This is a genomic window from Rhizobium leguminosarum, from assembly GCF_001679785.1.
GTDB lineage: Bacteria > Pseudomonadota > Alphaproteobacteria > Rhizobiales > Rhizobiaceae > Rhizobium > Rhizobium leguminosarum_R.
Map to the genome: position 1 here is coordinate 148,928 of NZ_CP016291.1, position 26,296 is coordinate 175,223.

Sequence of the window (26,296 nt, forward strand, 5' to 3'; positions counted from 1 at the left end):
GACGCTGCAATTTGCATCCATTTAAGGCGTCTACATTGCTTGACCCTGCCAAGGATCGACAATGACGACACCGGTGCCGTCGAAATCTCTCACGTTTCGCGTGACCACGGTAAGATTGTGCACCAGTGCAGTGGCAGCAATCAACGCATCTGCCTCGTTGCGCCGGTCGGGAATATGCAGATGCGCGCAGCGCGTTGCGATGGCATCATCGATCGGCAGTATCCGGCCGGCGAACTGCGGACGCACGTGATCGTCCAGCCATGTACGCAGGCGTGAACCTTGCCGGGCATCGCGTCGTTGGACCGCAAGCACGCCCCGTTCCAATTCGAGAATGGTAATTGCAGAGAGATAGAAGTCAGAAGCGTTTGACGTTTCGATCCATGCCACGACTTCCGGGTCAGCCTTACCGTCACCAATCTTGCGCAGTTCGGAAATGACATTCGTATCCAGCAGATAGCTCAAGACAGGTCAACTCCGCGGGTTTTGATCTCGACCCGCGATGGCATGAAATTGATTTCCGACAGGCCCGGCATGGAAAGCCCATCGACCAGGCTTTGGCTCCTGCCGGAAAGACGCTGAAATTCCTCATATGTCAGAAGGACATGGGAAGGTTTGCCGCGGTCAGTGATGATGACTGGCCCTTTTCTGGCAGCTTTCTTCGCATTGCTGACGTCGTGATTGAGTTCACGGCTGGAAAGTGTCGTAATGGTCATGGCTGGCTGCCTCATGTAGGTATTTACCTACATATAGCACTGTCAGCCGTCAGAACAAGCATTGTCCCTTCATTGAATCCATTGCGGGGATTCTGCCGCTTCCGGCTGCCGGTCGCTGACGTTCGGCGATATGTCCTATAAGGCGCGAATTGCACTCCATCAAAACTTCGTCTGACCCCATCAACCGACGCGTCGTGCTACGAAAAATCACAACACCGAGCGACTTGAAACTTCGGGTCAGCGCGGTGGAATTTTGAAATTCCGAGCACGCATATGGACCTCTCGAAGATCAAGACGCTGATCGACTTTGTCGGACGATCGAACATTACCGAGCTGAGCGTGACGGAAAAGGACGTGACGGTTCGGATTTTCCGCATGTTGCCGGGTCAGGAGGCTGCTGCCGAGACCCAGCAAGAGGCAGGATCGACGACAAACCCTGCCCGGGATGCCGGCGCCGATACGCCTTCGAGGCCTGAGAAAACCGATGCGGTGAAGGCGCCGGTCTTCGGCGTTCTGCATCGGACCCCGGCGCCTGGGGAACCGCCATTCGTCACGATCGGTGACAAGGTGGAGGAGGGGCAGACGCTTTTCATCATCGAGGCAATGAAGGTCTTCAACACGATCGCCGCGCCGCGGGCAGGGCGCATTACACACCTCACCGAAGTCGACGACGGCGAGGTCGAGACCGGCGATCTGCTGGCGGAGATTGGCTGATGCCGGAAACGCCTGAACAATCCGCGACCGACCGCTTCGATACCGTTCTGATCGCCAACCGCGGCGAGATCGCAGCCCGCATTCAGCGCGCCTGCCGTGAGCTCGGCCTGAAGACGGTCGCCATCTGCTCCGAGGCCGACAGGCAAGCGCCTTACGGCAAGACCGCAGACAGTTTTCTGTGCATCGGCCCGTCGACCGCCGCCAAGAGCTACCTCAATCAGGATGCCATCCTTCTGGCGGCGCGTCTCGCCGGTGCGGGCGCCATCCATCCGGGTTATGGTTTTCTGTCGGAGAACGCCGCCTTCGCCGATGCCGTCGAAAAGGCCGGCCTGGTCTTCATTGGTCCGACCGCGTCGTCGATTGCCATTATGGGCGACAAGATCTCGGCAAAACGCGCGATGATGGCGGCCGGCGTCCCCTGCGTTCCCGGTCCGGACACCGCGCTGCCCGATGAGCCCGCCACGATCGAGCGCATAGCGCTGGAGATCGGATATCCCGTCATCATCAAGGCAGCCGGCGGCGGTGGCGGGCGCGGCATGCGCGTCGTGCCAAAGGCCGACGTGCTGCATGAAGCAATCGCTCTGACGCGAGAAGAGGCCCGCAAAGCCTTCGGCTCACCCTCGCTCTACATGGAGAAATTCTTAGAGCATCCGCGTCACATCGAGATACAGGTCATTTGCGACGATCACGGCAATGCCGTGTGGCTCGGACACCGGGATTGCTCGATGCAGCGCCGCCATCAGAAAGTGGTGGAGGAGGCGCCGGCGCCTGGGATCGAGCCCGACATCATCCAGCCAGTCGGTCTGGCTTGCGTACAAGCCTGCCTTCAGATCGGCTACCGGGGCGTCGGAACCTTCGAATTCCTCTATGAGGATGGCGCTTTCTATTTCATCGAGATGAACACGCGACTTCAGGTCGAGCATCCCGTCACCGAGCTGACCAGTGGTGTCGATATCGTCCAGGCGCAGATAAGGGCAGCTCAGGGTCACGTTCTGGATCTCACCCAAGGCGATGTGACATGCGAAGGCCATTCCTTCGAATGCCGCATCAATGCCGAGGACCCGGAAACCTTCCTGCCGTCGGCGGGTGTCGTCACCCATCTGGCCTTGCCGGCGGGACCGGGCATCCGCGTCGATACGCATATTCATGCCGGTTACAAGGTCTCGCCCTATTACGATTCTCTGATCGCCAAGCTGATCGTCCATGCGTCGACGCGTGCGGAAGCGATGGCAAGAATGCGCGAAGCGCTTGCCGGCACTGAGGTCGGGGGAATTTCTACCAATATCCCTTTCCTGCGCGCTCTGTTCGAGGACGGCGCATTCGCGCGCGGCGAGACGGATATCCATTATCTCGAACAATGGCTGAAGCTGCGGAGGGCGGCATGAGCGCGATCGATTTCAGCGATCCGGCGACCATCGCATTGCTCACCGAGGCGTTGACGGCCGCCGGTGTGGACGGCCTTGAAATCTCCCGACCGGGCGGACAGCTTCGCATCGTCGTCGCAGGAAAAGACGGCGCTCGGATCAGCTCGACCGGAGCGATGCCTCCTGCTCCCGTTTTGGCTCCCGGCTCCGCATCGGCCGTCGTGAAGGCGCCGATGGCAGGCCGCTTCTGTGTCGAGCATCCCACCTCCGCCACGCCGCAAAATCTGCCACGCTCCGTATCCGATGCGGATATCGTCGGCTTTGTCGGGGTAGGGCATATCCTGCTTCCCCTTCGCGCCGGTCGTTCCGGTGTTTTGACGAGGCTGCTCGCCGAGCCCGGCGCACTGGTCGGCTTCGGCGATCCTCTGTTCGAAATCGAGCTCCCATCATGATCGCCACGACGAACAGACATGCATCGCAACGCGAAATCGTTCCGGCCACCAAAAGCCAGGCGCGGGTTTCCTCGATCGGCGCCAGATCCTTCCTGCTCGAGGCGCCAGGCGACTTCGATCTCATCGCGCAGCGGCGGATCTGGGCTCTCTCCCAGACCGTGAAAGGCTGGCCGGACCTTGCGGAAAACATTCCGGGCATGACCAACCTGCTGGTGATCTTCAAGGAGACGCCCGAGGATCCGGATGCGGTGGTCGCCCGGCTGCTGCAGGCATGGGAGAATGCCCGCAGCATCGATCTCAAGGGCAAGACCATCGAGATTCCCGTCGATTATGGCGGCGAATATGCGACGGATCTTCCGGCCCTTTGCGATCTCTCGGGCTTGAGCGACCGCGAAGTCGTCCGCATCCATCATGAAGCGACCTACCGTGTCTTCGCCTTGGGCAGCGCTCCCGGTTTCGGTTATCTGCACGGTCTCGATCCGCGCATCTACATGCCGCGAAAGACCGTGCCATCACTGAAGATGCCGAAGGGCTGCGTCACCATCGGCGGCATGCAGACTGGCGTCGCCATGCTCACAGGTCCGAACGGCTGGAATTCCATCGGCTATGCGACGCTTGAGATGTTCGACCCCACATCGCCGACCCCCGCCACGATGGCGCCGGGAGATACGGTGCGGTTCCTGCCAGCAGGGATTGAGCTATGATCGAGATTCTGGAAAGCGGCCCGTTCAACACGGTGCAGGATCTTGGACGCCCCGGCTATCGCGACATCGGCGTATCGGCGAGCGGCGCGATGGATCCGCTTGCGGTCAGGATCGGCAACATTCTCGTCGGCAATGACGAAAGTGCCGCCGCGATAGAGGTGCAGACCTTCCCGTTCAGCCTGCGTTTCGAGCAGCGCGTGGTCTTTGCCGTGACCGGCGCCGACGGCAATCCTCATCTCGACGGATCGGAGCTGCTTCCCTGGTGCGCCCATGTCGCGGAGCCCGGACAGGTTCTCGAACTGAAACAGCCTCCACGGCTGGCGCGCTCCTATATCTCGGTCGGAGGCGGGCTGGATATCCCCGTTGTCATGGGCTCGCGAAGTACGTCGCTCCGCGGCGGTTTCGGCGGCAATGCCGGCCGGCCTCTGGCGAAGGCCGATCGGATCGCGGTCGGCGAGGATGCAGAGATCGCCATGCTGCCGGCCTCGGGTCTTGCCGTCGTCGAACCGGCCGTGGCGCTGCGCGATGTCTTCCCGGCTGCTGTCGACGGCACGCTGCCGATCCGCGCCCTGCCTGCCGGCGAGCATGATCTTTTCGCGAGAGATGGTGAAGCTTTCTGGAGCCAGACCTGGAGGATTTCCTCCCGAAGCGACCGGACCGGCTACCGGCTGTCAGGCGAGCCGATCACGCCGACAGCGTCCATCGAGATGCGCTCCCACGGCGTCGTGCCCGGCGTGATCCAGGTTCCGCCCGGCGGCGAACCGATCGTGCAGATGAGCGATGCCAACACTGCCGGCGGCTATCCCAAGATTGCCGGCGTGATCGAGTGCGACCTCTGGCGGCTCGGGCAAGCCCGCATCGGCGCCCGCCTGAGCTTCCTTCGCTCGACGCATGCCGAGGCGCGTGCGGTGGAGCAGGCTGTCGCCCGCTATGTTGACGACGTCAGGCAAACGTCCCGGATGGTCAAGCGCGCCCTGAAGGCGATGGCCTGATATGGGCGGCTTGCGGGAACACAAAGACATACCAGCCGTCAAAAGGAGGAACCGATGAAGATCGATCTGAATTCCGACATGGGCGAAGGATTTGGCCCCTACCGGCTGTGCGACGACGAAGCGATGATGAAACTCGTCTCGTCGGCCAACATCGCCTGCGGTTTCCACGGCGGCGACCCCGATACGATGGGGCGCATGGTCCGGCTCGCGAAACTGAACGGCGTCGGCATCGGCGCGCATCCGGGCTTGCCCGACCGGCTGGGGTTCGGCCGGCGCGAAATACCGTTTTCGGCAGACGAGCTTCGCCAGCAGATGCTCTATCAGATCGGCGCCCTGATGGCGATCGCCAAAGCCGAGGGTGTCACTGTCTCCCATATCAGCTTCCATGCAACCATGGGCAATATGGTCAACCGCGATCCTGTGCTGGCCGACCTGATGATGGATGCGATCGCCACCGTGGATGCCGGCCTCGTCGTTTTCGTCACTTCAGGCAGCGAGATTCAACAGGCGGCCAGACGCGCGCGCTTGAAGACGCTGGCGCTTTTCCTTGCGGACCGGGCTTATGATGCCGAGGGCAGACTTGTCGCGCGCGGGCTGCCTGGCGCCGTCATCAAGGACGAGGCCGCGGTGCGTGCGCGTGTCCGACAATTCCTGCTCGAAGGAACCGTCGAGACGATCGACAGAGCGGTGATCGCAATGCCGGCCCGCTCCATTCTCGTCCATAGCGACACACCCGGCGCCTTGGAGCTTGCCGGCATCGTGCGCGGCGAGATCGAAGCCACGGGTGCTACGCTCGCGCCTGCCGCCGAACTCGCCGACTGACGCAATCCTGATCGCCCAAGGGCGGTTTCCCATTTCAACCTCATCGAAGGACCATGTCGATGTCCGTCATCGCTGACCGCCTGAAAAACGTCTCCATATCCGCATCCGCCGCCATGACCCAGCGCGCCAGGGAACTGGCCGCCAAGGGGATCAAGGTCGTCAGCCTCTCGTCTGGCGAGCCGGATTTCCCCACTCCGGCCCACGCGATCGAGGCGGCCCATGCGGCAGCACTTGCCGGCGATACGAAATATCCTCCGATGGACGGGACCCCAGCGCTGAAGGCCGCCATGATCAGGAAGTTCAAACGGGATAACAATCTCGACTATGAGGCCAGCCAGATCGTCGTGTCGGGCGGCGGCAAGCAGGTGATTTTCAATGCCATGCTGGCGACCTGCAATCCGGGCGACGAGGTTGTCATTCCGACACCCTCCTGGGTCAGCTATGCGGATATCGTAAAATTCGCCGGCGGCGTCCCGGTCGCCGTCCCCTGCCACGAGCAGAACGGATTCAAGCTGCGTCCCGAGGATCTGGAGGCGGCGATCACGCCGCGCACCAAGTGGCTTTTCCTTAATTTTCCGAACAACCCGACCGGAGCCGCCTGCTCCCGGGCGGAGATGGCTGCCATTGCCGAGGTCATGCTGCGTCATCCCAATGTCTGGATCATGACCGACGATATTTACGAACACCTAGTCTATGACGACTTCCAGTTCTGCACGATCGCCGAAGTCGAGCCCAGGCTCTATGAGCGCGTCCTGACGATGAACGGCGTCTCCAAGGCTTACGCGATGACAGGCTGGCGGCTCGGCTTCTGCGCCGGGCCGAAAGACTTGATCGCCGCCGTCAGCAACGTCAACGGACAGAATGGCGGCGGCATCGCGACGCTGACGCAGGCTGCGGCGACCGCGGCGCTGGACGGGCCTCAGGATCTGTTGAAGGAGCGTGCGGCGATCTACAAGGAAAGACGCGACTTCGTTCTCGACAGATTGTCTGTGGTGGAAGGGCTGCGCTGCCATAGGCCCGAAGGCGCCTTCTACATCTACCCGAATATCTCGGGGCTGATCGGCAAGACCAGCAAGGGCGGACGAAGGATCGAGACCGACGTCGATTTCGTTATGGCGCTCGTGGAAGAGCATCATGTCGCGACCGTGCAAGGAGCGGCTTACGGAATGAGCCCCTTCTTTCGTATTTCCTACGCCACGAGCATGGAGAAACTCGGCGAAGGATGCGCGCGTATAGCCCAGTTTTGTAAGGATATGCGCTGATCGGCAGCGAGCTTTTAGTTTTTCAAGCGCGCCGTCAGCTCGAGGAGGATGTCCCGGACGGCGAGGGCCGGTTCCGATAGGGGATTCTGGTCGGAAACGCACAGCGACAGGGTTTCTTCGATCCGTGGCGAAACGAGCCGGCAGATCAGCGGCTCGCTCGATTCCGATACGATGCGGTCGGCGATGGCTTTCGGCATGATCGTCGCGCCGAGACCGCTGCCCACCGCCCGGGCGAGGGTACGGACGATCTCGACTTCCGCCACGACTTTCAAATTCGTGCGGGTGCGCGTGAAGGCGGTATCGACCGCGCGGCGAACGAAATTATAGGCCGGCGGCAACAGCAGCGGCATTCCGTCAAGAGTATTGACCGGAACGGGCTTCGCATCCGCTTCGATCGCAAAGTCCCGATGGGCGACAAGGAAAAACTCTTCGCTCAGGATCGGCTCGAAGCGGACACCCTTGATCGGTCCTGTTCCATGGAGAAGCGCCATCTCCAGCCTGCCGTTCATGATCATCTGGCTATAGGTCTGGCCGACGCTTTCGGTGAGGTGCAGCAGGATACCGGGATGCCGTTTCCGCGTCTCAGCCAGGAGGTCGACCGACAGCGTGGCGGCACTGCTGAAGGGCACGAGACCGACGGATACGCGCCCGGCAAGCGAATTGCCGGCTGCCGATGCATCCGCTTGCGCCTGCTCCATCTGCCGAAGGATAATTTGCGCATGGCGGTACACTGCATGTCCCGCATCGGTCATGCTGACGCCCTGCTGGCTGCGGATCAGCAGCTTGTGGCCGAAATGCTCCTCCAGTGCGGCAAGCTGCTGGCTGAGCGCTGGCTGGGCGATATGCAAAAGGTCCGCCGCTCGCGTGATGCTGCCGCTGTCGACGATCACGATGAAAGATTTGAGGCGTCTGATGTCCATGAGGATCGGGGTACCGTTCTGATGTGCGCGGCTTATATGTTTGCAGACACGCATTGCTTTTGCAACGCGACGCCGTCGCTGCTTTCCTCAGGCCCGGATGCCGCAAGGTGATGCCCGGCATCAGCTCTTTCTCTTCTTCAGCAGCCTGCGCCGGCTCCATAACCGTTGCTTATTGCTCCAGAGATAATCGGTCTTAGGCAAGGGGTTTAAGCTTCGCTACTGTCTCGATCAACAACAAGGGAACGACAATGCCATTCTCCGACTACAAGACCGCACTGGTGACCGGCGCATCTTCCGGTATCGGCGCAGCCGTGGTGGAGCGGTTCCGCCGGGAGAACATCGAGGTCCATGCGGTTGCCCGTAGCGCCGAAGCGTTGCAGCAGCTGGCCGCGCGGACGGGCTGCATCGCCCACGTCATCGACGTGACCGACCGTCAGGCCATGGCAGAGCTCACACGTCGGGTGGAGTTCGATATTCTCGTCAACAATGCCGGTGTCGACCGGCCGAAGAAATTCCTGGAAGCTGACGAGGGCGATATCGATCTCATCGTCGACGTCAATCTCCGGGCGGTTCTGCACAGCTGCCGGCTGGTCGTGCCCGGCATGGTGGCGCGGGACCGCGGACATGTCATCAACATCTCGTCGATTGCCGGCGCCTACAATTTCGGCGGCAACTCATCCTATCACGCCACCAAGGCAGGGGTGAGCATGCTGTCCAACCAGTTACGCGTCGACGCTTTCGGCAAGCGGGTACGGGTCACGGAAATCTGCCCCGGCCGGGTCGCCACTGACATTTTCAATCACGTCCATGGCGATGACCCCAGCATCCGCGAACGGTTCATCGACGGCTTCGAACTGCCGCAGGCGGCCGATATCGCCGACGCGATTGCCTTCGCCATAGCAGCCCCCGTCGCCGTCAACATCGGACATATGGAGATCACCCCGACGCTGCAGGTCATGGGCGGGCTGCAGACGGCAAAGCCCCAGCCTTCGGCGAAGCCGGACCAATCCGGGGAGCCAAACCCGTGAGCGGTTTCGACCTTTCGGCAATCCTCGGAAATCCGGAATATACCGCCATGCTGCTGCATGGCATCGAGATGACATTCATCATCTATGCCGGCTCCTGGTCTATGGCGATGGCGCTGGCACTTCTGCTGCTGGCGCTGCGTTTGTCACCCTTTCGTTTCGGCGATCCGTTAGTTGCCACTTACGTCTCTTACCACAGGAACGTCCCCACCCTGGTTCAGCTGATGCTGTGGTACTTCGGGATTTTCACGCTAATGCCGAGCGGAGTAGCCGAATGGCTGGCCGTCCATAATGCCGAGGCCATCTTTGCGGTGATCGGGCTCGGGCTTTGCCAGGCGGCCTACTTCAGCGAAGATCTTCGTTCGGGCGTGCGCTCGGTCAGCCCCGGCCAGATGCAGGCCGCCCGCGCGCTTGGCCACGGCTACGTCTCGGCGATGCGTTTCGTCATCATGCCGCAAGGCGTGCGCAACGCGCTGCCGCCGCTCATCAATCACAGCGTTTCCCTGTTCAAGAACAGCAGTCTCGCCGTCGTCATCGGAGCCTCGGAGCTGACGCATGCCGTCAAGGAAATCGAGAACCTCAGCTTCCGGACCTTCGAGATCTACCTGATCGGCACGGTTCTCTACCTCTTCTTCTCGCTCGTGATCATGAGCATCGGCGCCTATCTGTCGATGCGCGCTGATCCTGCCAGGAGCGCGCGCGCATGATCCACGACATGATCGCCATCGTCCAAGACTACTGGTTGCTGCTGCTGATTGGCCAATATCCGAACGGCCCGCTTGGCGGGCTCGCCAATACGCTGATCCTTTCGGCGCTCAGCATCGCTCTCGCCTTTCCGGTCAGCATCCTGTTCGCTTTAGCGCGGCTCTCCAGGTCGCCGCTGCTGCGCTGGCCGGTCACGGCACTGGTCTATTTCACCAGGGGCGTGCCGCTCTTGATGCTCATCCTGTGGAGCTATTTCCTCGTTCCGCTGCTGACCGGCGCTGATGTGCCGAGCTTCGTCACGATGCTGACGACGCTCGTGGTCTATCAAAGCGCGTTCCTGAGCGAAGTCGTCCGTGCCGGCATCGTTGCGCTCGGACCGGGCCAGATGGACGCAGGGCGTGCGCTTGGTCACGGTTATTTAGGTGCGATGCGCTTCATCATCCTGCCGCAGGCGCTCTACAACATGATCCCGAGCATCATCTCCACCTTCGTCTCGACGATCAAGGACACGACGCTCGGCTACGTGATCAACGTGCCGGACCTGACCTTTGCCGCAAGCCAGGTCAACAACCAGCTCCTGACGCAGCCTTTCCAGGTCTTCCTCATTCTGGCGATCGTCTACTTCGCCATCTGCTGGACGCTCACCTACTTCGCAAATCGCCTTGAGCGAAGCATCACGCGGCGGCGGGCGGGACTTTCCAACCTTCCTGCCGCCGCCTTGGTCGCGCCATCGAAAATCATATCGGAGCAGCTATGACCATGTCAGTTTCAGCACAGGAATTGCAGACGATCCGCCTTTCGCAGGTTTGCAAGAGCTACGGCGACTATCCGGTCCTGAAGGATATCGATGCGCAGGTCTCGCGCGGCGAAGTCGTGGTCATCTGCGGGCCGTCCGGTTCGGGAAAATCGACGCTGATCCGCACGATCAATCGCCTAGAGGAGATCAACAGCGGATCGATCACGCTCGACGGGCAAAACATCCACGCCGCCATGCGGGCAAAGGAACTCAATGCGCTGCGCAGCCGGATCGGCTTCGTGTTTCAGAACTTCAACCTGTTTCCGCACCTGTCGGTCGTCGAAAACGTCTCGATGTCGCCGATCCGGGTGAAAGGCGTGGCGCCGGATGTTGCTGAGGACAAGGCCCTCACGCTTCTCGATCGGGTCGGTCTGGCCGACAAGGCGCGGGCCTATCCCGGTCAGTTGTCGGGCGGCCAGCAGCAGCGGGTGGCAATCGCCCGCGCCCTTGCCATGGAACCGCCGGTGATGCTGTTCGACGAGCCGACCAGCGCGCTCGATCCTGAAATGGTCGGCGAAGTGCTGGCCGTCATGAAGAGCCTGGCGTCCGAAGGCATGACCATGCTGTGCGTCACCCACGAAATGGGTTTCGCGCGTGACGTCGCGGATCGGGTCTGGTTCATCGATGCCGGCCAGATCCTCGAAATGGCGACGCCTGAGGAATTTTTCAACAATCCAAGCCATCCCCGGGCGCAGCGATTCCTCGCTGATCTCAGGCATTGATACCAATCACCAAAAACAAAGGAGAACAGCAATGAACTGGAAATGCCTAACCCTCACCGTCGCATTTGCCGGCATGGCGGCGGCCTTGCCCGCACAAGCCGATCAGCTCGACAACATCATCTCGGCGAAAACCTTGCGCTGCGCGACGTTCGCCGACGTTCCTCCCTTCGCTTCGCCCGATCCGAAGACCCGCGAAATGGCCGGTTTCGACGTCGACCTCTGCGGCGCCATCGCCAAGGAGTTGGGCGTCAAGGCTGAAATCAAGCCAGTTTCGGTCGAGGCGCGCGTGCCCGAGGTCAAGCTTGGCCGCGTCGACATCACCGTTGCCAACCTCGCCTATACTCTGAGCCGCGCCGAGCAGATCCAGTTCAGCGATCCCTATTATCTCGCCAAGGAAATGCTGATCGTGCCGGCCGAAGATGCCGGCAAGAAGAAGGCCGACTATGCGGGCCAGCGCATCGCTTCGACCAAGGGTTCGACCTCCGAGATGTCGATCAAGCTCAACAAGTCCGACCCGCTGACCTTCCAGGATACCGCCTCTGCCTATCTCGCCGTCCAGCAGGGCAAGGCGCGCGGAATGGTGGCCAACACCATGACGACGACCAAGTTCGTCAATGAATCGAAGAGCAAGGGCAAGGAAATGCGGATGATCGAGGAGCCGATGCTGTATCAGCCGATCGGCATCGGCATGGCCAAGGATCAGCCGGCGCTGACCGCCAAGATCAACGAGATCCTTCGCAAGCTCGACGCATCGGGCGAGATCAACAAGATCTGGGACAAGTGGCTCGGCCCGGATACCGAATACAAGATGACGCGCACCGACAAGGTCGTATCGCTCTCCGAGCTGAAGTTCGACCCGATCCCGTAAGCCGACCGGCAGCGGCACCATCCAATGACGACATCCAAACGAAATCAGACGGCGGGACATGCCCGCCGTCGGCCAACGATGGGAGGCATCCGTGATCCATATTAAAGATATCGCCGAACGGCCAAGCAAAGCCGATATCGACGCCGTTTCCAAATTTTCACCCGCGACGATCCATGAGGCCCAAGGGCGCCGCGGAGCCCTTTCCTCCCGCCTCAAGCCCGTCGACTATCGCATGAAACTGTGCGGTCCGGCCTTCACGGTGAAATGCGCGCCGCGTGACAACATCATGCTGCAGCTCGCCATCAACTACGCAAAGCCGGGCGATATCATCGTCGTATCGGCAGGTGAGTACGAAGAGGCCGGATCCTTCGGCGATGTGCTTGCCAATGCCTGCCTTGCAAAGGGTATCGGCGGCCTCGTGACCGACACCGGCGTGCGCGACACGCTTCAGCTGAGGGAGCTTGGCTTCCCCGTCTTCTCGCTCAGCGTCTGCATCAAGGGGACGGTGAAGGAAACCATTGCGGCGGTGAACGACACGATCATCGTCGGCGGCGAAATCATCCATCCCGGCGACATCATCGCCGGCGATGCCGACGGCCTGGTGGTCGTGCGCCGCCAGGAAGCGCAGGACGTCGCCAGGCTGTCACAGGCCCGCGAAGATGCCGAGGCCGGCTATATCGCGGCGTATAAGCAAGGCAAATCGGTCATCGAGGTCAGCAATCTGGAACCGGTGCTGAAAGCCAAGGGCCTCGCCGTCGACATCTGAGACGGCACCGCAATAGCTATCAGCCTGGCACTTTACAAGGCGGCTGTCCTTTTCGGCCATCCGCATTATGCAAAAACGCTTCTAGGCAGGCGCCCCGCCTCCAAGATCGGCCTGGACACTATTATGGACACGTGTTCTATAAAATGGACAGACTGACGGGAGCACGCCATGCATCTTTCCATGTGGACTTACCCTTGGGATATCCAGGACCAGGGGCTCGACGCCTTTGCCGCCGAGCTTGACGGCCGCGCGGGCCTGAATACGGTCAGCCTGGCGACCTCCTATCACGCCGGCCGGTTCCTTCAGCCGCGCAGCCCGCGGCAGAAGGCCTATTTCCCCGAAGACGGGACGGTCTACTTCCGGGCGGATGAAAGCCTGTGGCGGGATAAGCTGATCCGGCCGCTGATGGCGGGGAATGTCACTGAGCGCGGCGACATGCTGGAAGTGCTCGTCAAGGGACGCGAGGCGACGGGTCTCAAGGTCTCCTGCTGGACGGTCTGCCTGCACAATACCCGTCTCGGTATGCTGCATCCCGATCATGTGACGCGAAACGCCTTCGGCAATCCCAACTATTACAATCTTTGCCCCTCCAGCCCGGCGGCGCGGGCCTATGCCGTCACCCTTGTTCGCGACATTACGACGAACTACCGGCCCGATATGATGGAACTCGAGAGCCCGAACTTCATGGGATTCGCGCACGAATACCATCACGAGAAAGACGGCGTCGGCCTGAACGCCGAAGATGATTTCCTGCTGTCGCTCTGCTTCTGCAACCATTGCTCGGCGCGTGCCGAAAAGGCCGGCGTGCCGGTCGAAGGCGCACGCCGGTCGGTGGCGCGCTTCATCGCGGAACTCTGCGAACGAGCTGTCCCGGAGCGACAATTCCCCGACTTCCCGGCAGCCGGCACCGATGCCTTTCGCGACCATCCCGATCTGCATGCCTACCTCACCTGGCGCAGCGAACCGGTGACCAGCCTGATCGGTGAGATCAAGGCGGCCGCCGATCCGGCGACACGCATCGTGCTCATCGACCTGAAGGACGGATGGCTCGGCGGCGTCGATCTCGCAGCCGTCGGCAAGTTCTGCGACGGCGCAATCCTCTGCTGTTACGACATGGAACCGGATGCCGTCGCCGATGTCATCCGGACCGGCCGGGCGGCAATCGGACCGGGAAAGTTTGTGGGCGTTGGCCTGCGCGTCTTCTATCCCGAAGTCAGCGGGCCGGCGGTGCTCGCCGCACGCGCCAAGGCTGCCGTCGACGCCGGCGCTGACGGCGTGAACTTCTACAATTACGGCCTGATACCGGCAAAGCGCCTCGACTGGGTCAAGGCAGCGGTCGACGCAATCACTTAAGCGGATCAGCGCTCCTCAGGATGCGATGGGTTCGGCGACCTGGATCAGGCAGTCGCCGGCCTGGCTGTCGCAGTGCAGCCTGTGGGAAATGACAATACCGCTCTCGGCAAAGCGCAGCTCTTCCTCCGGCTGCTCCAGACGCTCCAGATCATGATACCATCCGGCAAGCTCACCGGCGGCAACGATGGCGCCGAGGGCGACGGCGGGCTCGAACCAGCCTCTGCGGTTCGCATAGATGCCCTGGCTATGCCTAGATAGTGCCCGTCCACAAACGGTAAACCACTGAAATTATTGGAGGAATAGCGATATTGCGACGGGCAAAGCCCGGCGGTTTCAGGTATACTTTAGATCAAGCCATTGATTCTAAAGACAAACCCGCAACCGCCGGAGCCGACAATGCGCCAAGAACGCACCGTCCAAGCCAATATATTCGATCTTTTCGCCGAACACGAGATCGGCCGCGAGCTGAAAGCCATGTCGCAATGGCTGGATGAGCATCGTGATCTGCTCGGGCTGGTAGCGCAGGACCTGCGCCGCCACGGCGTCAAGGAGACCGGCCGCGAGGGCCTGCCGGCGGAGGCCGTGCTGCGTTGCGCCCTGCTCAAACAACACCGTCAGTTGAGTTATGAGGAGTTGGCCTTTCATCTGGAAGATTCCGCCTCGTTCCGGGCCTTTGCCCGGCTGCCGTGGGGGTGGAACCCGAAGAAGTCGGTCTTGCACAAGACGATCAGCGCGATCCGGGCCGGGACCTTTGAAGCGATCAATCGCGTGCTGTTGACGAGCGCCCGGCAGGACAAGGTGGAACGCGGCAAGGTCGTGCGCATCGACAGCACCGTCACTTCGGCGCTGATGCACGAACCGAGCGACAGTAGTCTTTTGTGGGACTGCGTGCGGGTGATGGTGCGGCTGTTGCAGCAGGCGGCTTCCTTGGGCAGCGCCATCTCATGGCACGATCACTGCCGCGCGGCGAAGAAGCGATCCCGGGCGATCCAATTTACCCGCGGTCGTCCGAAACGAGTTCAGCACTATCGCGCGCTGGTCAGGATCACGCGCACCACCTTGAGCTATCTCGAACAGGCGGCGGCGCAACTGCCCTTGGCGGCGGGCCCGGCGGTCGAACTCTGGCAGGCCCAACTCCGCCACTATAAGCCGCTGATCGAACGGATCATCGCCCAGACCGAGCGGCGGGTCCTGGCCGGCGAGGCGGTGCCGGCTGGCGACAAGCTGGTCAGTTTGTTCGAGCCGCATGCCGACATCATCGTCAAAGGCAGCCGCGACGTCGAGTATGGCCATAAGATCAATTTGACCACCGGCACAAGCGGGCTGATCCTCGACCTCGTCGTCGAAACCGGCAACCCGGCCGACAGCGAGCGCTTGCTGCCGATGCTGGAACGCCACATCGGCATCTGGGGCGAGGCGCCGCGTCAGGCGGCGGCCGACGGCGGCTATGCCAGCCGCGATAATTTGAGCCGAGCCAAAGCCTGGGGCATCTGCGACATGGCCTTCCACAAGAAGTGCGGCCTCAGGATCGAAGACATGGTCAAGAGCCGCTGGGTCTATCGCAAGCTGCGCAACTTCCGCGCCGGCATCGAGGCCGGCATCTCCTGCCTCAAACGCGCCTACGGCTTGGGGCGCTGCACCTGGCGTGGGCTCGACCACTTCAAGGCTTATGTCTGGTCCTCGGTGGTCGCATACAATCTCGCCCTCTTCGCCCGCCTCAGGCCGACCTGACATCCCATGTCGCCAGCCAAAACCGGACCGGCGTGACGCCGGCAGTTGCCAATGCGCGCATGTCCACCAGAAATCCTGGCCGCCGCAATTAGCACCCATGAGCCACACCGCATGGCTTCAAAGCGGCCACCAAGCGGAACCCAAGTGCGCTGCAAGCTCAAGAAAACCAGCGTTTATGGACGGAAACTAGATAGTGAAAGTAGCTGCAACGGTCCCGGCTCGGCGAGCGGCACGCGCGACAGGACCGGATGCTTCACGATGCCGAGTGTGACGAGCAGCCGGTCGATCGCCGCCGCCGTGAAACCCATTGTTGCAGGCGTCACGGTGCCGCCGCCGCCGAATTCGCCGGAAAGACCGATGGTCCCGGCCCTTGCCGCAGCCCCCATCGATGTCGGTGCGGTCGGCCCGTTATCGGCGATGAAGGCATGCGCGGCACCCATGGTGCGCATCAGTGAAGCCGACCGTTCGAAACGGCCGGCATCGGCCTGCCGCTCGATCAGCGTGCAGGGCAGGTGGGTCATGGAGGTGCCTCCCGAATGCAGGTCGAGCACGACGTCATGGCGGGGAAAGAGCTCGTGTTCGAGGAAACGAGCGAGGCGCGCCGTCGGCGACCCGCTGGGATCGCCGGGAAACGCCCGATTGAGGTTGCCGCCGTCGAAGGGCGAGCAGCGCTTGGCCGCCATCACCGCCGGCAGGTTCGCCATCGGCAGGATGGTGACGGCGCCGCGGATTTCGGCGACATCAAGCAGGCGCATCAGCCTGCCGAGCTGGAGTTCGCCCTCATACTCGTCGCCATGGTTGCCGGCCATCAGCAGCAAAGACGGCCCCTCGCCATTTTTCAGACGAAGGATCGGAATGTGGATCTGATAATAGGGCGACCGGTCGATCGAATAGGGAATGGCGAGGTGGCCGGCCTGCCGGCCCTCGCGCGAAAAGTCGATCGGATTGACGAGACCGCTGTGCATGATGTCTCCAGTGCGGGCAGTTGCGATGCCGTTATAGCGCCGCGCGTCTTTTTGAGACGCGCAAAGGACGCTGTAACACTTTCAACCTACGCATCGTGCTTTCCGAAAATCGAATCCGATTTTCGGGCCGATGCGCTAGAGCGCGGCGATCGCGGTCATTTCGACGCGCAGATCGGGATCGGCGAGACGAGCTTCCGTGCAGGCGCGGGCCGGCGGGTTTTCGATGTCGATCCAGTCATCATAGACGCTGTTCATCGCCTCGAAATCAACGATCGCCGGCAGGAAGACATTGACGGCGATCAGGCGCGAGCGGTCGATGCCGGCTTCTTTTAAAAGGGCGTCGATCTTGCCGAGCACGTCGCGGGTCTGATCCTTGATATCAGCCTTGCGATTTTCCGCGACCTGGCCGGCGATATAGACGAGACCGCCGTAGCTGACGGCTTGGCTCATACGCGAACCTTTCTGATAACGCTGGATCATGGCGGGTTTTCCTTTTCTTGCTTTTAGAGGGAGAGTTCAGCCGAAGCTGGTCAGATAGGCCGCCGTCACCGAATGGTCCGGGTCGAGGCCGTAGAGGATGGCATGCCGGTCAAGGCAGGTGCAGGGATGCGAGACGCCGCACTCGATGACGTCGCCGACCGCGACGTCGCTGCCGTCGGCAAGGGCCACGAAGGCGTGCTGATCGTTGAGACGAAACACCTCGGCACTTTCGAGATCGGCAAGACGCGCCCCATTGCGATAGAGCGCCAGCGGCCGCGGCAGGCCTTGGTCCATCGCCACGTCGCGCATGCCCATGCCGCAGATCGCAAGCCGCGGCTCCGGCCGGGAGAGGACCTCGGCCCAGACCCGCAGCGCCGGACGGAAAGCTGTGACCGCCGAGATCGTCTCACCGCCGATGCGGAAACCGCCGCGTGCATCGAGGCCGGCAAGGCCGCGCTCGTAGATGCCGTGATCGTGGAAGAAGATCGCGCCGCTGCGCAGCACCAGCCGGCAGGCGGGATCGGCCGCAACGGCAGCTGAAAGCCTGGCAATGACAAGGTCGAAAAAGACCGAACCGCCGGCCGTCACGAGGAGCGGCCGCTCCTTGCCGATGCGCGCGCGCAGCTTCGGCAAGAAATCCGATGTCACCGCCATCAGCGCGTCGATGCGACGCATCGTCTCGTCCGCATCGGCGGTCGCGGCCGCCCCCTCATAGGCGGCGATGCCGGTCAGCCTGAAGGACGGCGTCTCCACGGCAAGGATCGTGTCGAGAATTGCCTCGGCGGTGTCGCCGCTGCGGGCACCGGCACGGCCGGCACCGAACTCCACCAGCAGGCCGAGGGGCGGCAGATCGACACGCTCCTGCCAGGCGGAGCGAAGAGCCTCGACCAGCGCGGTCGAATCCACGAAAATATGAAGTTCCGCATCGGGATAGTGGCCAAGCAGGGCCGCGAGCCGGCGAGCGGCGGCGGCCCCGCCGATCTCGTTGGCGAGGATCAGCCGGCGCTGTCCCGCCTTGAGCAGGACGGCGGCCTGGCGGATATCGGCGACCGTCGTGCCCCAGGCACCTGCCGCCAGAAGTGCCTCCGACAGCGCCGTCGACATCGGTGTCTTGGCATGCGGGGCGATTTCGACGCCATGGCTCTTCACATAGGCCATCATCAGTTCGACATTGCCGGTGAAAGCCTGCCGGTCGAGCGAGATCAGCGGCAGGGCCATGCTGCCGTCATAGGGCTTCCATCCCTGCTTGCCGATTGCATCCAGCGCAAGCGGCGGATTGCCGGGCGGAAAGCCGCGCACCCGCTCGTCGATCAGCACATTTTCCGTCACGGTATGAAGGTCAGACATGGCAGCCCCTGCTGATCTCGGCCGGATCGGCGATGCCGAGCCGATAGGTGTCATTGGCGGTGGCAAAGAACAGGGCGCGCTGCTCGTCGTAAGAGAGCTCTGAGGCGACCGTGCGGAAAACCTGGTAGACCTCGTCGAAAGAGGCGTGCAAGCCCGCAACCGGAAAGTCGCTCGCGAACATGGCGCGGGCCGGGCCGAAACAATCGAGGCAATGCTCGATCACCGACCGCAGGCTTTCGAGCGTCCATTGGTTGTCGTAGGCGACGAGGTCGGAGATCTTCAGGCGCAAATTCGGCTCGCTACCGAGCGTCCGCAGGCCGCGGCGCCAGAGCGCCATGCCGTCCTCCGTCCGGTCGGCCGGGCTGCCGCCGTGGTTGAGCACAAAAAGGGTTTGCGGAAAAGCGCGCACCAGTTCGAGCGCCTCATTCATCTGCCAGGGATAGAGCATCAGATCGAAGACCAGCCCGAGCCGGGTGGCATGGGCAAGCCCCGCCCGCCAGGCGGGATCGCCCATGCGGTTCGGGCGCGGAGCAAAACTCTTGGCCGCGTCCGGATGCCAGCTCAGAATATCACGGATGCCGACGACATTCGGATTTGCCGCTTCCGCCTCGAGCAGACGCACGGCGTCCGGCCCGTCGAGGGGCACGCGCGCGATATAACGGTGCGCCACGCCGGAGCTGCGGTCGAGGCCATCCAGCCAGAGGCTCTCTTCCAGCGGGTAGACAACGGACCAGCCGGCCTCCACATGCACGGTTGCGATCACGTTCTGGCGGGCAGCATCGGCGCGATAATCGTCGATGCCGTAGTCGCGCAGGATCGGTGCGAGGCTTCCGAAAACCATCTCTTCGCCGGACCCCCGCGCCTTCTGCAGCCAGGGATGGCGTTGCAGGCTGAGGTCCCAGAGGTGGTGATGCGGGTCGATCACCGGCCCGTCATAGAGTTCCGTCATCGGCGCGCCTCGCGGCCGGAAACGAGCAGAAGGGCAAGGATCAGCGTGCCGAACATGATCGACCGCCAGCCGGGGGAAGCATTGACGACGGTGATCAGCGCCGTCGTCGTGACGAGCAGGATTGCCCCGGGAATGGTCCCGGCATAGGTGCCGCGGCCGCCGAGGATGGAGGTGCCGCCGAGCACGACAGCGGCGATCGAGGTCAGCAGATAGGGGTCGCCGATGCCGACATAACCTTGCCGGTTCATGCCGAGCACGAGAATGCCGGCAAGCCCTGCGAAAAAGCCCGACAGCGTATGGACGATCAGGGTGTTGCGCGTGACGCTGACGCCGGAAAGCCGGGCCGCCAGCGGGTTCGCCCCAAGCGCCAGGAAACGGGCGCCGATCGGCATGCGGTGGACGAGCAGCAGGACGACGATCGAGACGACGAGCCACAGAATGATGCCTGAGGGAATGCCGAGCGGCCGCGCCTGCCCGAGCAGAATGACCGCCGGGTTGCTGACGGTAACCGCGCTGCCGCCGGCGACGATCACGAGCAGGCCCTGCAGGAAGGTCGCCATGGCAAGCGTCATGATGATCGGAGGCACGCGAAGATAGGCAGCACCGGCGCCGTTCATCAGGCCGATGCCGGTGGCGATGGCAAGGGCCGCCGCGATGCCGGCGAGGCCGGTCGGATCCCAGGCGGGCGAGATCAGCGGCAGCAGGATCGCCGTGACGGTGATGACCGCGCCGACGGAAAGATCGATGCCGCCCATCAGGATGACGAGCGTCTGGCCGGCAGCGGCAATGCCGATCACCGCGGCGAGTTCGAGCAGGTAGCGCAGGTGGCCATAGGCGCCGAAACCGCGCAGTGTGAGGCTTGCGACGATCCAGACGAGCGCGACCAGAAGGAAGGTCAGGAGCGGCGGATTGCGGAACGCGGACCTGATGATGTTCATCGCCTTGCCCTCCATTCTCCGAGAAGTTCCGGAACGGCGACTGCGCCGACGATGATCAGGCCTTGAGCAACGTATTGGGCGACCGGCGGGAAGCCCAGGAAGAACATGACGTTGATCATCACCGAGAGCAGCAGGCTGCCGCAGATCGCGCCGCGCATCGTGCCCTTGCCGCCGAGGAAACCCACGCCGCCGAGCACGGCGGCGGCGATCGAGTTCAGCGTGAAGGGCGTGCCGATGACCGGATCACCCGATCCGGTCTGCGCAGCGACGAAGAGACCGGTCAGGGCGGCGAGAAGACCGGACAGGGCGAAGGCGACAACCTTCACCCGTTCGATCGGGACACCTGAGCGGAAGGCGCCGACCGGATTGTCGCCGGCCGCGTAGATGCCGAGGCCGAGCGGCGTTGCCAGGAAGATCTTCCAGAGCGCCAGGATCACGACGAGCAGCAGGAAGGCGACGGGCGTGTGGCCGGCCAGCGTCGTCGACAGCCAATCGGGAATGAACCCGCCCGGCCGCGGCAGCAGGATGAGCGCGACCCCGCCGATGATGAAGGAGCCGGCTAGCGTGACGATGATTGCGGGAAGCCTCAGATAGGTGACGATGACGCCGATGGCGGCGCCGATCGAAAGGCCGGCGAGTGCGACCGCAAGAATGCCGCCCGGCACGCCGAGCACCCCTTCCATCGTCGTCGCGGCAATCACCGCTCCAAGGCTGACGAGCGGGCCGATCGCCAGCGTGATGCCGCCGTTCAGCATGAGCAGCGCCTGCGCCATGGTGACGAGCGCGAGCGGGAACCAGTTCTGCGTGAACTTGGAGAAGCCGCCGATCGAAAGGATGCCGGGAAAGAGCAGCGCATAGAGGATGAGAAAGGCGGCGACAACCAGATAGAGGCCGGCAAGGCCGCGGTTGCGGCGAAGCTGGATTGAGCCGTAGAGCCGGGATGACGAACTTGTGCTCATGCTGCCTCTCCCTGCGTCGTCGTGGTGATACCCATGGCCGCGCCGACGATCGCTCCTTCGCTGATTTCATCTTGCGACAGCACCGCCGCGACGCGGCCCTCGCGCAGAACCACGACGCGGTCGCAGAGATGCACGAGCTCCGGCGTATCGGAACTGGCCAGAATGACGAGCCGCCCCTCGGCGGCGAAGGCGCGGAGCATGAGGTAGATTTCCCGCTTGGTCTCGATGTCGACGCCGCGCGTCGGATCGTTGAGGAGCAGAACGGAGGGATCGAGCGGTAGCCATTTGGCGAGCGCCACCTTCTGCTGATTGCCGCCGGAAAGCGCCTGCACCGGGCGGGCCGTGTCGCCCTTGATCGTCAGCCGGCGCGCGAGATCGGCGACCAGTCCGTTTTCCGCCGGCCGGTCGCGCAGGCCCTTGCGGGCGAGCCGTCCGAGCGAGGGCAGGATGAGATTGGAGGCAATGGAATGCGGCAGCACCAGCCCCTCATGCTTGCGGTCGGCCGGGACATAGACGATGCCGGCGGCATTCGCCTCGCCGACATCAGCGGGGAGGCCTGGTTTGCCGGATACCTCCGCTCTAGACGCTGCGGCCGGAATCGCGCCGTAGAGACCGAGCAGCAGGTCTTCCTGCCCTTGTCCCACGAGCCCGCCAATACCGACGATCTCGCCGGCGCGGGCAGAGAAGCCGACGTCACGCACCATGCCGGCGGAAAAACCTTCGACGCTGATGCGCATCGGGCCGGGCGCTGCGGCCAGCCGCGGCGGGAACAGGTCGCCAGTCTCGCGGCCGACCATCAGCCGCACCAGGCCCTCGCCGTCGATGCCGGACAGTGACTGGTCGGCGGTGACCAAGCCGTCCTTCAGCACCGTGACATGCGAACACAGCGCCTGAACCTCGTTGAGGCGGTGGGAAATATAGAGAAGTGCCGTGCCGCGGTCCCTCAGCGTCTCGATCAGGCGGGCAAGGATGCCGGCTTCGTGCGCGGAGAGCGATGAGGTCGGCTCGTCCAGAATGAGCACACGCGGCTTGCGGAACAGCGTCTTGGCGATCTCCACCATCTGGCGGCGGCCAAGCGCGAGGTCGGCGACGGGCATGTCGAGCGGCTCGGTGAGCCCGACCATATCGCAAACATCGCGCACGCCGCGATGAAGCGCTTTGTAGTCGATGAGGCCGAACCGGCGCGGAAAGGCGCCGAGCCCGATATTTTCGGCAATCGAGAGACTGGCCGTGAGGCTCAGCTCCTGCTGAACGACGGCAATACCCGCACCGCGCGCAGCCGCCGGGCTGAAGCGCTCGACCGGCTTGCCGTCAACGAAGATGGAACCGCCGTCTGGCTGGAGAGCGCCGGACAGGAGGTTGATCAGCGTGGACTTGCCGGCGCCGTTTTCGCCGGGCAGGGCGTGAACCCTGCCCGGCAGAAGGGCGATATCGACGCCCTTCAAAACGGGATTGCCGAAAAATCCCCTGAACACCTGCCGGGCTTCCAGCAGGGGTCTTTCTTCCGTCATGACGGCTTTCCTCAACCCGAGTTACTTGGGCGGATTACTTGGCGGCAAGCAGCTTGTCGAAGAGCGCCTTGTCGTAGTCCGAGTAGATATAGCCGTCAGCCGGGAACTTGTCGGCCCGGGCGAGGTAGCTGCCGATCGTGCTGTCGTCGATGACAGGCAGCGGCACCTTGACGAAGGCCGGAACGTCCTTGCCTTCCAGCGCCCGCACGGCGGTGTAAACGGACAGCGCGCCGAGCCAGTTGGGCTGCATGGTCGCCCAGCCCTTCAGTCCCTTCTCCTTCCAGAGCTCCAGGAACTGCCTGGCGTTTTCGCCTGTTGTCGGCACCTGGTCGCGGCCCTGGCGCTCGAAGGCCAGCACCGAGCCGGCCGATAGCGCGCCGCCGAGCGACAGCACGCCGTCGATTTCGGGATTGGCGAAGAGCAGGCTGGTCATCGCTTCCTGTGCCGGAGCGACGTTATATTCCGTGTTCGTCTCGGTGATCACCTGGAGACCGGGATTGGCGTCAAGGACCGGCTGGGCGCCCTTGCGGCGGTCGTCGCTCACCGAAATGCCGGCCGGGCCGTTCATGATGATGATCTTGCCCTTGCCGCCGAGCTGGCTGACCATCCACTTGGCAGCGGTCGTGCCCCATTCGTTGGAATCGGTGTTGATCTTCGCCGTCACCTTGTCGGTATTGACCAGACTGTCGAAATTCACGACGGCAATGCCCTTGTCGCAGGCATCGGATATGACGCGGTCGAGCGCGTTGGAGGAACCGGCGATCACGACGATGGCGTCGACATTGGCGTCGATCATCGACTGGATATGCTGGATCTGCGTCTGGGCGTTACCCTGCGCGTCCGTGATCATCAGGTCCTTGACCAGGCCCGCCTTCTTCAGCTCCTCCACTTCAGCTGTGATGGTGCCTTCAGTCTGCTTCATCCAGGTCGGCACCGAATAGATATTCGCCCAGCCGATCGTATAGGGCGCCTTCCTGTCACCCTTGATGCAATTGGCGGCGGCCGAGGCCGTACCTGCCGAAAAGACGAGGAGTGCCGCAGCGGCGGCAGCGCCCGCAAGAAGGCGGCGGCGTAGCGAAGCGGAAATGCCGTTTTCAAGATTCTTCATGTCGATCCCCTTTTTTGTGTGCGGCAGCGTTGACGGCTTGCCATCAGTATCCAATATAATGTACATGTGATCTATATATTGGACGAGGTGATCTTATGCCGATTTTTCTTCCTCGCAAGAGGGGTGGGAAAATTTCATTCGCTAGGAATGACGGGATCGATTGACAGATGCGTCAGACGGCTCGAAAAGCTTGGCCGGACAAAAAGGGATCGAGAGCAATGGATGCAGTTCAGGACGAAGCAGCCGGCAAGCGCGCCCGAGGGCTCGACCGCGCCTTCGAGATCCTCGATTTCCTGCGCCAGAAACGGCAGGCCCTGAAGCCGAATGAAATCGCCGCGCAGATCGGCGCGCCGCGCTCATCGGTTTACGAACTCGTCAACCTGCTGCTGCAGAATGGCATCCTGGAATTCACCGGCGGCGAGGGGCGTGTCTATCTCGGCCGCAAACTCTATTTCCTCGGCGCAGCCTATGAGAACCATTTCGACTTCACCCGCGAATGCGAGGCCGCACTGGAACAGCTTGCCGACGAGACGCGGGAAACGGCGCAGTTCTGCATGCTGGATGGAAACAGATACACCGTCGTCCGCATGCGCGAAGGCGCGCGCCCCTTCCGCATTTCGACGGATGTCGGGCAGTCGGTGCCGATCCCGTGGACGGCGTCGGGCCGCCTGCTCGTCGCGCATCTGTCGGATCAGGAAATCCTGAACTTCATTCCGCCGCAGGATTTTCGCCTGCCGAACGGCGAATGGCTCGAGCCGCAAACCTTCATCACCGAAGTGCGCCAGGCCGAGCGTGAAGGTCTCTTCACCTTCAACAGCATCGTCGACAGCTTCACCCATTGTTTTGCCGTACCGGTGCGGGGCGAGGAAGGCCATGCAGCCGCAACGCTCTGCCTCGTCACGCCACGCGACGATGGCATCGCCAACCGCGACCGCTACCTCGACTGCCTGAAGAAGGCGGCCGCCGGCCTCGACCATGCCCCGACCCGGCCAAAACGAGGCTGATGCCTGCGCACATCAAGGCATTGATACCCGTTACGGACGTCCCTTTGTAAGCCGGCATTGCTACCGCATAGGAAACCGCCCAGGAGTTCTATCGGGATATCAAGGTACGCGCCCGTGGTCTCGGCCGAAACCCCGATCATATTCTCGTCATGCCCGGCGTATCCGCTTTCGTCGGCAGGACCGAGGCGGAGACGCGAGAGAAATACGACCGTCTGACCTCGCTCATCGTCGAAGAGGACGGGATCGGCCTCCTCAACGGCCTGACCGGCGGCACGCTCGACCTGCACGGTTATGACCTCGACGGCCCTCTGCCGCCGGCGCCGCCGACGGAAGGCATGAAGAGCCGCCAAGCCCTCATCCGCTAGATCGTTCTGGCAGGTCTTAAGGATTCCGACACGGGAGAGGTCCTCGTCGATGGCAAGGCGGTGCGAGGCGTCGGCGCAGAGCGTGCCGTCATCTTTCAGGAACCGCGCCTTCTGCCCCTGGCTGACCGTGCTCGACAATGTCTCCTTCGGGCTGGAAACAAGAGGCCTATCGCGTGAGCAGGCGAGGGGACGGGCGCGCCACTATGCTCGTCGGCCTGCAGCAGTTCGAGGCTGCCTATCCCGGCAGCTGTCGGGCGGCATGGCCCAGCGCGTCGGCATCGCTCGGGCTCTGGCCGTCCAGCCCGAGATCCTGCTGCTCGACGAACCGCTCGGCGCGCTCGACGCGATGACCAAGATCGGCATGCAGCAGGAACTCGCACGGATCTGGCGCGATGAGGATGTGACGACATTCTCGTCACCCATGATCTCGAGGAGGCGATCTACCTGGCCGACCGGATCCTGATCCTGCCACGGGAGAAGGGCGGCGAGCCGCGCCTGATCGAAATCGATCTGCCCCGACCCCGCGACCGCAGCGCACCGGAATTCGTTCGACACCGCGAAGAGTTGCTGAACCTGTTCGGGCTGCATTGAGTCTGCGCGAAACCAAGGCGCCCGCATCGAATTTTGTTCGTGCGACGGGCGGCGGCGATACGAAGACTGCCGGACACTGCTATCTCGACCTGTTCTTCGGGCCGGTGGGCCACCGATCCAGTTCCGCCGACCTGTAGAACTGCGCAGCCGCAGCAGATCCTTGTGGGCGG

Annotated in this window: 27 protein-coding genes and 3 pseudogenes; 18 read left to right on the forward strand and 12 right to left on the reverse strand. The window is 62.7% G+C overall.

What is annotated here, in order from left to right:
* Positions 1-30: 30 nt before the first annotated feature.
* Together BA011_RS37770 and BA011_RS37775 are read right to left on the reverse strand one after the other, a co-directional pair.
* Positions 31-462: a type II toxin-antitoxin system VapC family toxin gene (locus tag BA011_RS37770; RefSeq protein WP_065284584.1), complete on the reverse strand. Its 432-nt coding sequence runs from the start codon at positions 460-462 to the stop codon at positions 31-33.
* Complete coding sequence (locus BA011_RS37775) at positions 459-713, reverse strand: type II toxin-antitoxin system Phd/YefM family antitoxin (RefSeq protein ID WP_033184308.1); 255 nt, start codon at positions 711-713, stop codon at positions 459-461. Before BA011_RS37775 ends, BA011_RS37770 begins: the two co-directional genes overlap by 4 nt.
* Before the next feature lie 273 nt (positions 714-986).
* On the opposite strand from BA011_RS37775, the gene BA011_RS37780 reads away from it, so the two are divergent.
* The 7 genes from BA011_RS37780 to BA011_RS37810 are packed head-to-tail and all read left to right on the forward strand — an operon-like array spanning position 987 to position 7,023.
* Complete coding sequence (locus tag BA011_RS37780) at positions 987-1,427, forward strand: acetyl-CoA carboxylase biotin carboxyl carrier protein (RefSeq protein ID WP_065284585.1); 441 nt, start codon at positions 987-989, stop codon at positions 1,425-1,427.
* Positions 1,427-2,812 carry an acetyl-CoA carboxylase biotin carboxylase subunit gene (accC, locus tag BA011_RS37785; protein WP_065284586.1) on the forward strand — a complete coding sequence of 462 codons (1,386 nt, stop codon included), beginning with the start codon at positions 1,427-1,429 and terminating at the stop codon, positions 2,810-2,812. The genes BA011_RS37780 and accC overlap by 1 nt, the downstream gene beginning before the upstream one ends.
* The gene (locus tag BA011_RS37790; RefSeq protein WP_065284587.1) at positions 2,809-3,243 is read left to right on the forward strand and encodes an acetyl-CoA carboxylase biotin carboxyl carrier protein; all 435 of its coding nucleotides are present in this window, start codon (positions 2,809-2,811) and stop codon (positions 3,241-3,243) included. The genes accC and BA011_RS37790 overlap by 4 nt, the downstream gene beginning before the upstream one ends.
* Positions 3,240-3,947 carry a 5-oxoprolinase subunit PxpB gene (pxpB, locus tag BA011_RS37795; RefSeq protein WP_065284588.1) on the forward strand — a complete coding sequence of 236 codons (708 nt, stop codon included), beginning with the start codon at positions 3,240-3,242 and terminating at the stop codon, positions 3,945-3,947. The genes BA011_RS37790 and pxpB overlap by 4 nt, the downstream gene beginning before the upstream one ends.
* Positions 3,944-4,939: a biotin-dependent carboxyltransferase family protein gene (locus BA011_RS37800; protein WP_065284589.1), complete on the forward strand. Its 996-nt coding sequence runs from the start codon at positions 3,944-3,946 to the stop codon at positions 4,937-4,939. Before pxpB ends, BA011_RS37800 begins: the two co-directional genes overlap by 4 nt.
* A gap of 54 nt (positions 4,940-4,993) precedes the next feature.
* Entirely contained in the window at positions 4,994-5,761 is a 768-nt protein-coding gene (locus BA011_RS37805; protein ID WP_065284590.1) for a 5-oxoprolinase subunit PxpA, read from the forward strand.
* A 59-nt stretch (positions 5,762-5,820) separates the two neighbouring features.
* Entirely contained in the window at positions 5,821-7,023 is a 1,203-nt protein-coding gene (locus BA011_RS37810; RefSeq protein WP_065284667.1) for a pyridoxal phosphate-dependent aminotransferase, read from the forward strand.
* A 14-nt stretch (positions 7,024-7,037) separates the two neighbouring features.
* On the opposite strand, the gene nac is transcribed toward BA011_RS37810, so the two are convergent.
* Complete coding sequence (gene nac / locus BA011_RS37815) at positions 7,038-7,997, reverse strand: nitrogen assimilation transcriptional regulator NAC (protein ID WP_151343778.1); 960 nt, start codon at positions 7,995-7,997, stop codon at positions 7,038-7,040.
* A 194-nt stretch (positions 7,998-8,191) separates the two neighbouring features.
* Here nac and BA011_RS37820 point away from each other — a divergent pair, with 194 nt between their 5' ends.
* The 7 genes from BA011_RS37820 (at position 8,192) to BA011_RS37850 (ending at position 14,178) form a co-directional block, all read left to right on the forward strand.
* Positions 8,192-8,971: an SDR family oxidoreductase gene (locus BA011_RS37820; protein ID WP_065284591.1), complete on the forward strand. Its 780-nt coding sequence runs from the start codon at positions 8,192-8,194 to the stop codon at positions 8,969-8,971.
* Complete coding sequence (locus BA011_RS37825) at positions 8,968-9,675, forward strand: amino acid ABC transporter permease (protein ID WP_062940438.1); 708 nt, start codon at positions 8,968-8,970, stop codon at positions 9,673-9,675. The genes BA011_RS37820 and BA011_RS37825 overlap by 4 nt, the downstream gene beginning before the upstream one ends.
* Entirely contained in the window at positions 9,672-10,430 is a 759-nt protein-coding gene (locus BA011_RS37830; protein WP_062940437.1) for an amino acid ABC transporter permease, read from the forward strand. The genes BA011_RS37825 and BA011_RS37830 overlap by 4 nt, the downstream gene beginning before the upstream one ends.
* The gene (locus BA011_RS37835; RefSeq protein WP_027667342.1) at positions 10,427-11,191 is read left to right on the forward strand and encodes an amino acid ABC transporter ATP-binding protein; all 765 of its coding nucleotides are present in this window, start codon (positions 10,427-10,429) and stop codon (positions 11,189-11,191) included. Before BA011_RS37830 ends, BA011_RS37835 begins: the two co-directional genes overlap by 4 nt.
* 31 nt (positions 11,192-11,222) lie before the next feature.
* On the forward strand, positions 11,223-12,059 hold the full coding sequence (locus BA011_RS37840) for an ABC transporter substrate-binding protein (protein WP_065284592.1): 837 nt from the start codon (positions 11,223-11,225) through the stop codon (positions 12,057-12,059).
* Between the two features lie 91 nt (positions 12,060-12,150).
* Positions 12,151-12,825: a 4-carboxy-4-hydroxy-2-oxoadipate aldolase/oxaloacetate decarboxylase gene (locus BA011_RS37845; protein WP_065284668.1), complete on the forward strand. Its 675-nt coding sequence runs from the start codon at positions 12,151-12,153 to the stop codon at positions 12,823-12,825.
* A gap of 168 nt (positions 12,826-12,993) precedes the next feature.
* Positions 12,994-14,178: a hypothetical protein gene (locus tag BA011_RS37850; RefSeq protein WP_065284593.1), complete on the forward strand. Its 1,185-nt coding sequence runs from the start codon at positions 12,994-12,996 to the stop codon at positions 14,176-14,178.
* Positions 14,179-14,193: 15 nt separating this feature from the next.
* Here BA011_RS37850 and BA011_RS43665 read toward each other — a convergent pair.
* Positions 14,194-14,439: pseudogene (locus BA011_RS43665) on the reverse strand (deacylase); the annotation flags it as partial.
* A gap of 135 nt (positions 14,440-14,574) precedes the next feature.
* On the opposite strand from BA011_RS43665, the gene BA011_RS37855 reads away from it, so the two are divergent.
* Positions 14,575-15,909 (forward strand): ISNCY family transposase, encoded by a 1,335-nt coding sequence (locus tag BA011_RS37855; RefSeq protein ID WP_065280293.1) that lies wholly within the window; start codon positions 14,575-14,577, stop codon positions 15,907-15,909.
* A gap of 188 nt (positions 15,910-16,097) precedes the next feature.
* Here the strand turns inward: BA011_RS37855 and BA011_RS37860 are convergent.
* The 8 genes and pseudogenes from BA011_RS37860 to BA011_RS37895 all read right to left on the reverse strand — a co-directional run.
* Positions 16,098-16,874, reverse strand: a pseudogene (locus BA011_RS37860) (succinylglutamate desuccinylase/aspartoacylase family protein); the annotation flags it as partial.
* A 135-nt stretch (positions 16,875-17,009) separates the two neighbouring features.
* Entirely contained in the window at positions 17,010-17,354 is a 345-nt protein-coding gene (locus BA011_RS37865) for a RidA family protein (protein ID WP_018246876.1), read from the reverse strand.
* A gap of 36 nt (positions 17,355-17,390) precedes the next feature.
* A complete protein-coding gene (locus BA011_RS37870; protein ID WP_065284594.1) occupies positions 17,391-18,701 on the reverse strand; it encodes an alanine racemase in 1,311 nt (436 codons plus the stop codon).
* On the reverse strand, positions 18,694-19,650 hold the full coding sequence (locus tag BA011_RS37875) for an amidohydrolase family protein (protein ID WP_065284595.1): 957 nt from the start codon (positions 19,648-19,650) through the stop codon (positions 18,694-18,696). Before BA011_RS37875 ends, BA011_RS37870 begins: the two co-directional genes overlap by 8 nt.
* Complete coding sequence (locus BA011_RS37880) at positions 19,647-20,588, reverse strand: ABC transporter permease (protein WP_065284669.1); 942 nt, start codon at positions 20,586-20,588, stop codon at positions 19,647-19,649. Before BA011_RS37880 ends, BA011_RS37875 begins: the two co-directional genes overlap by 4 nt.
* Positions 20,585-21,547, reverse strand: a complete 963-nt coding sequence (locus BA011_RS37885; protein WP_065284596.1) for an ABC transporter permease — start codon at positions 21,545-21,547, stop codon at positions 20,585-20,587. Before BA011_RS37885 ends, BA011_RS37880 begins: the two co-directional genes overlap by 4 nt.
* Positions 21,544-23,058, reverse strand: a complete 1,515-nt coding sequence (locus BA011_RS37890) for a sugar ABC transporter ATP-binding protein (RefSeq protein ID WP_065284597.1) — start codon at positions 23,056-23,058, stop codon at positions 21,544-21,546. Before BA011_RS37890 ends, BA011_RS37885 begins: the two co-directional genes overlap by 4 nt.
* 34 nt (positions 23,059-23,092) lie before the next feature.
* A complete protein-coding gene (locus tag BA011_RS37895) occupies positions 23,093-24,166 on the reverse strand; it encodes an ABC transporter substrate-binding protein (protein ID WP_065284670.1) in 1,074 nt (357 codons plus the stop codon).
* Between the two features lie 218 nt (positions 24,167-24,384).
* Between BA011_RS37895 and BA011_RS37900 the strand changes: the two genes are divergently transcribed.
* From BA011_RS37900 to BA011_RS37905, 3 genes and pseudogenes are all read left to right on the forward strand, one after another.
* The gene (locus BA011_RS37900) at positions 24,385-25,170 is read left to right on the forward strand and encodes an IclR family transcriptional regulator (protein WP_065284598.1); all 786 of its coding nucleotides are present in this window, start codon (positions 24,385-24,387) and stop codon (positions 25,168-25,170) included.
* Between the two features lie 71 nt (positions 25,171-25,241).
* Positions 25,242-25,532 (forward strand): annotated as a pseudogene (locus BA011_RS45805) (nitrilotriacetate monooxygenase); the annotation flags it as partial.
* Between the two features lie 52 nt (positions 25,533-25,584).
* On the forward strand, positions 25,585-25,998 hold the full coding sequence (locus BA011_RS37905; RefSeq protein ID WP_420493458.1) for an ATP-binding cassette domain-containing protein: 414 nt from the start codon (positions 25,585-25,587) through the stop codon (positions 25,996-25,998).
* Positions 25,999-26,296 lie beyond the last annotated feature (298 nt).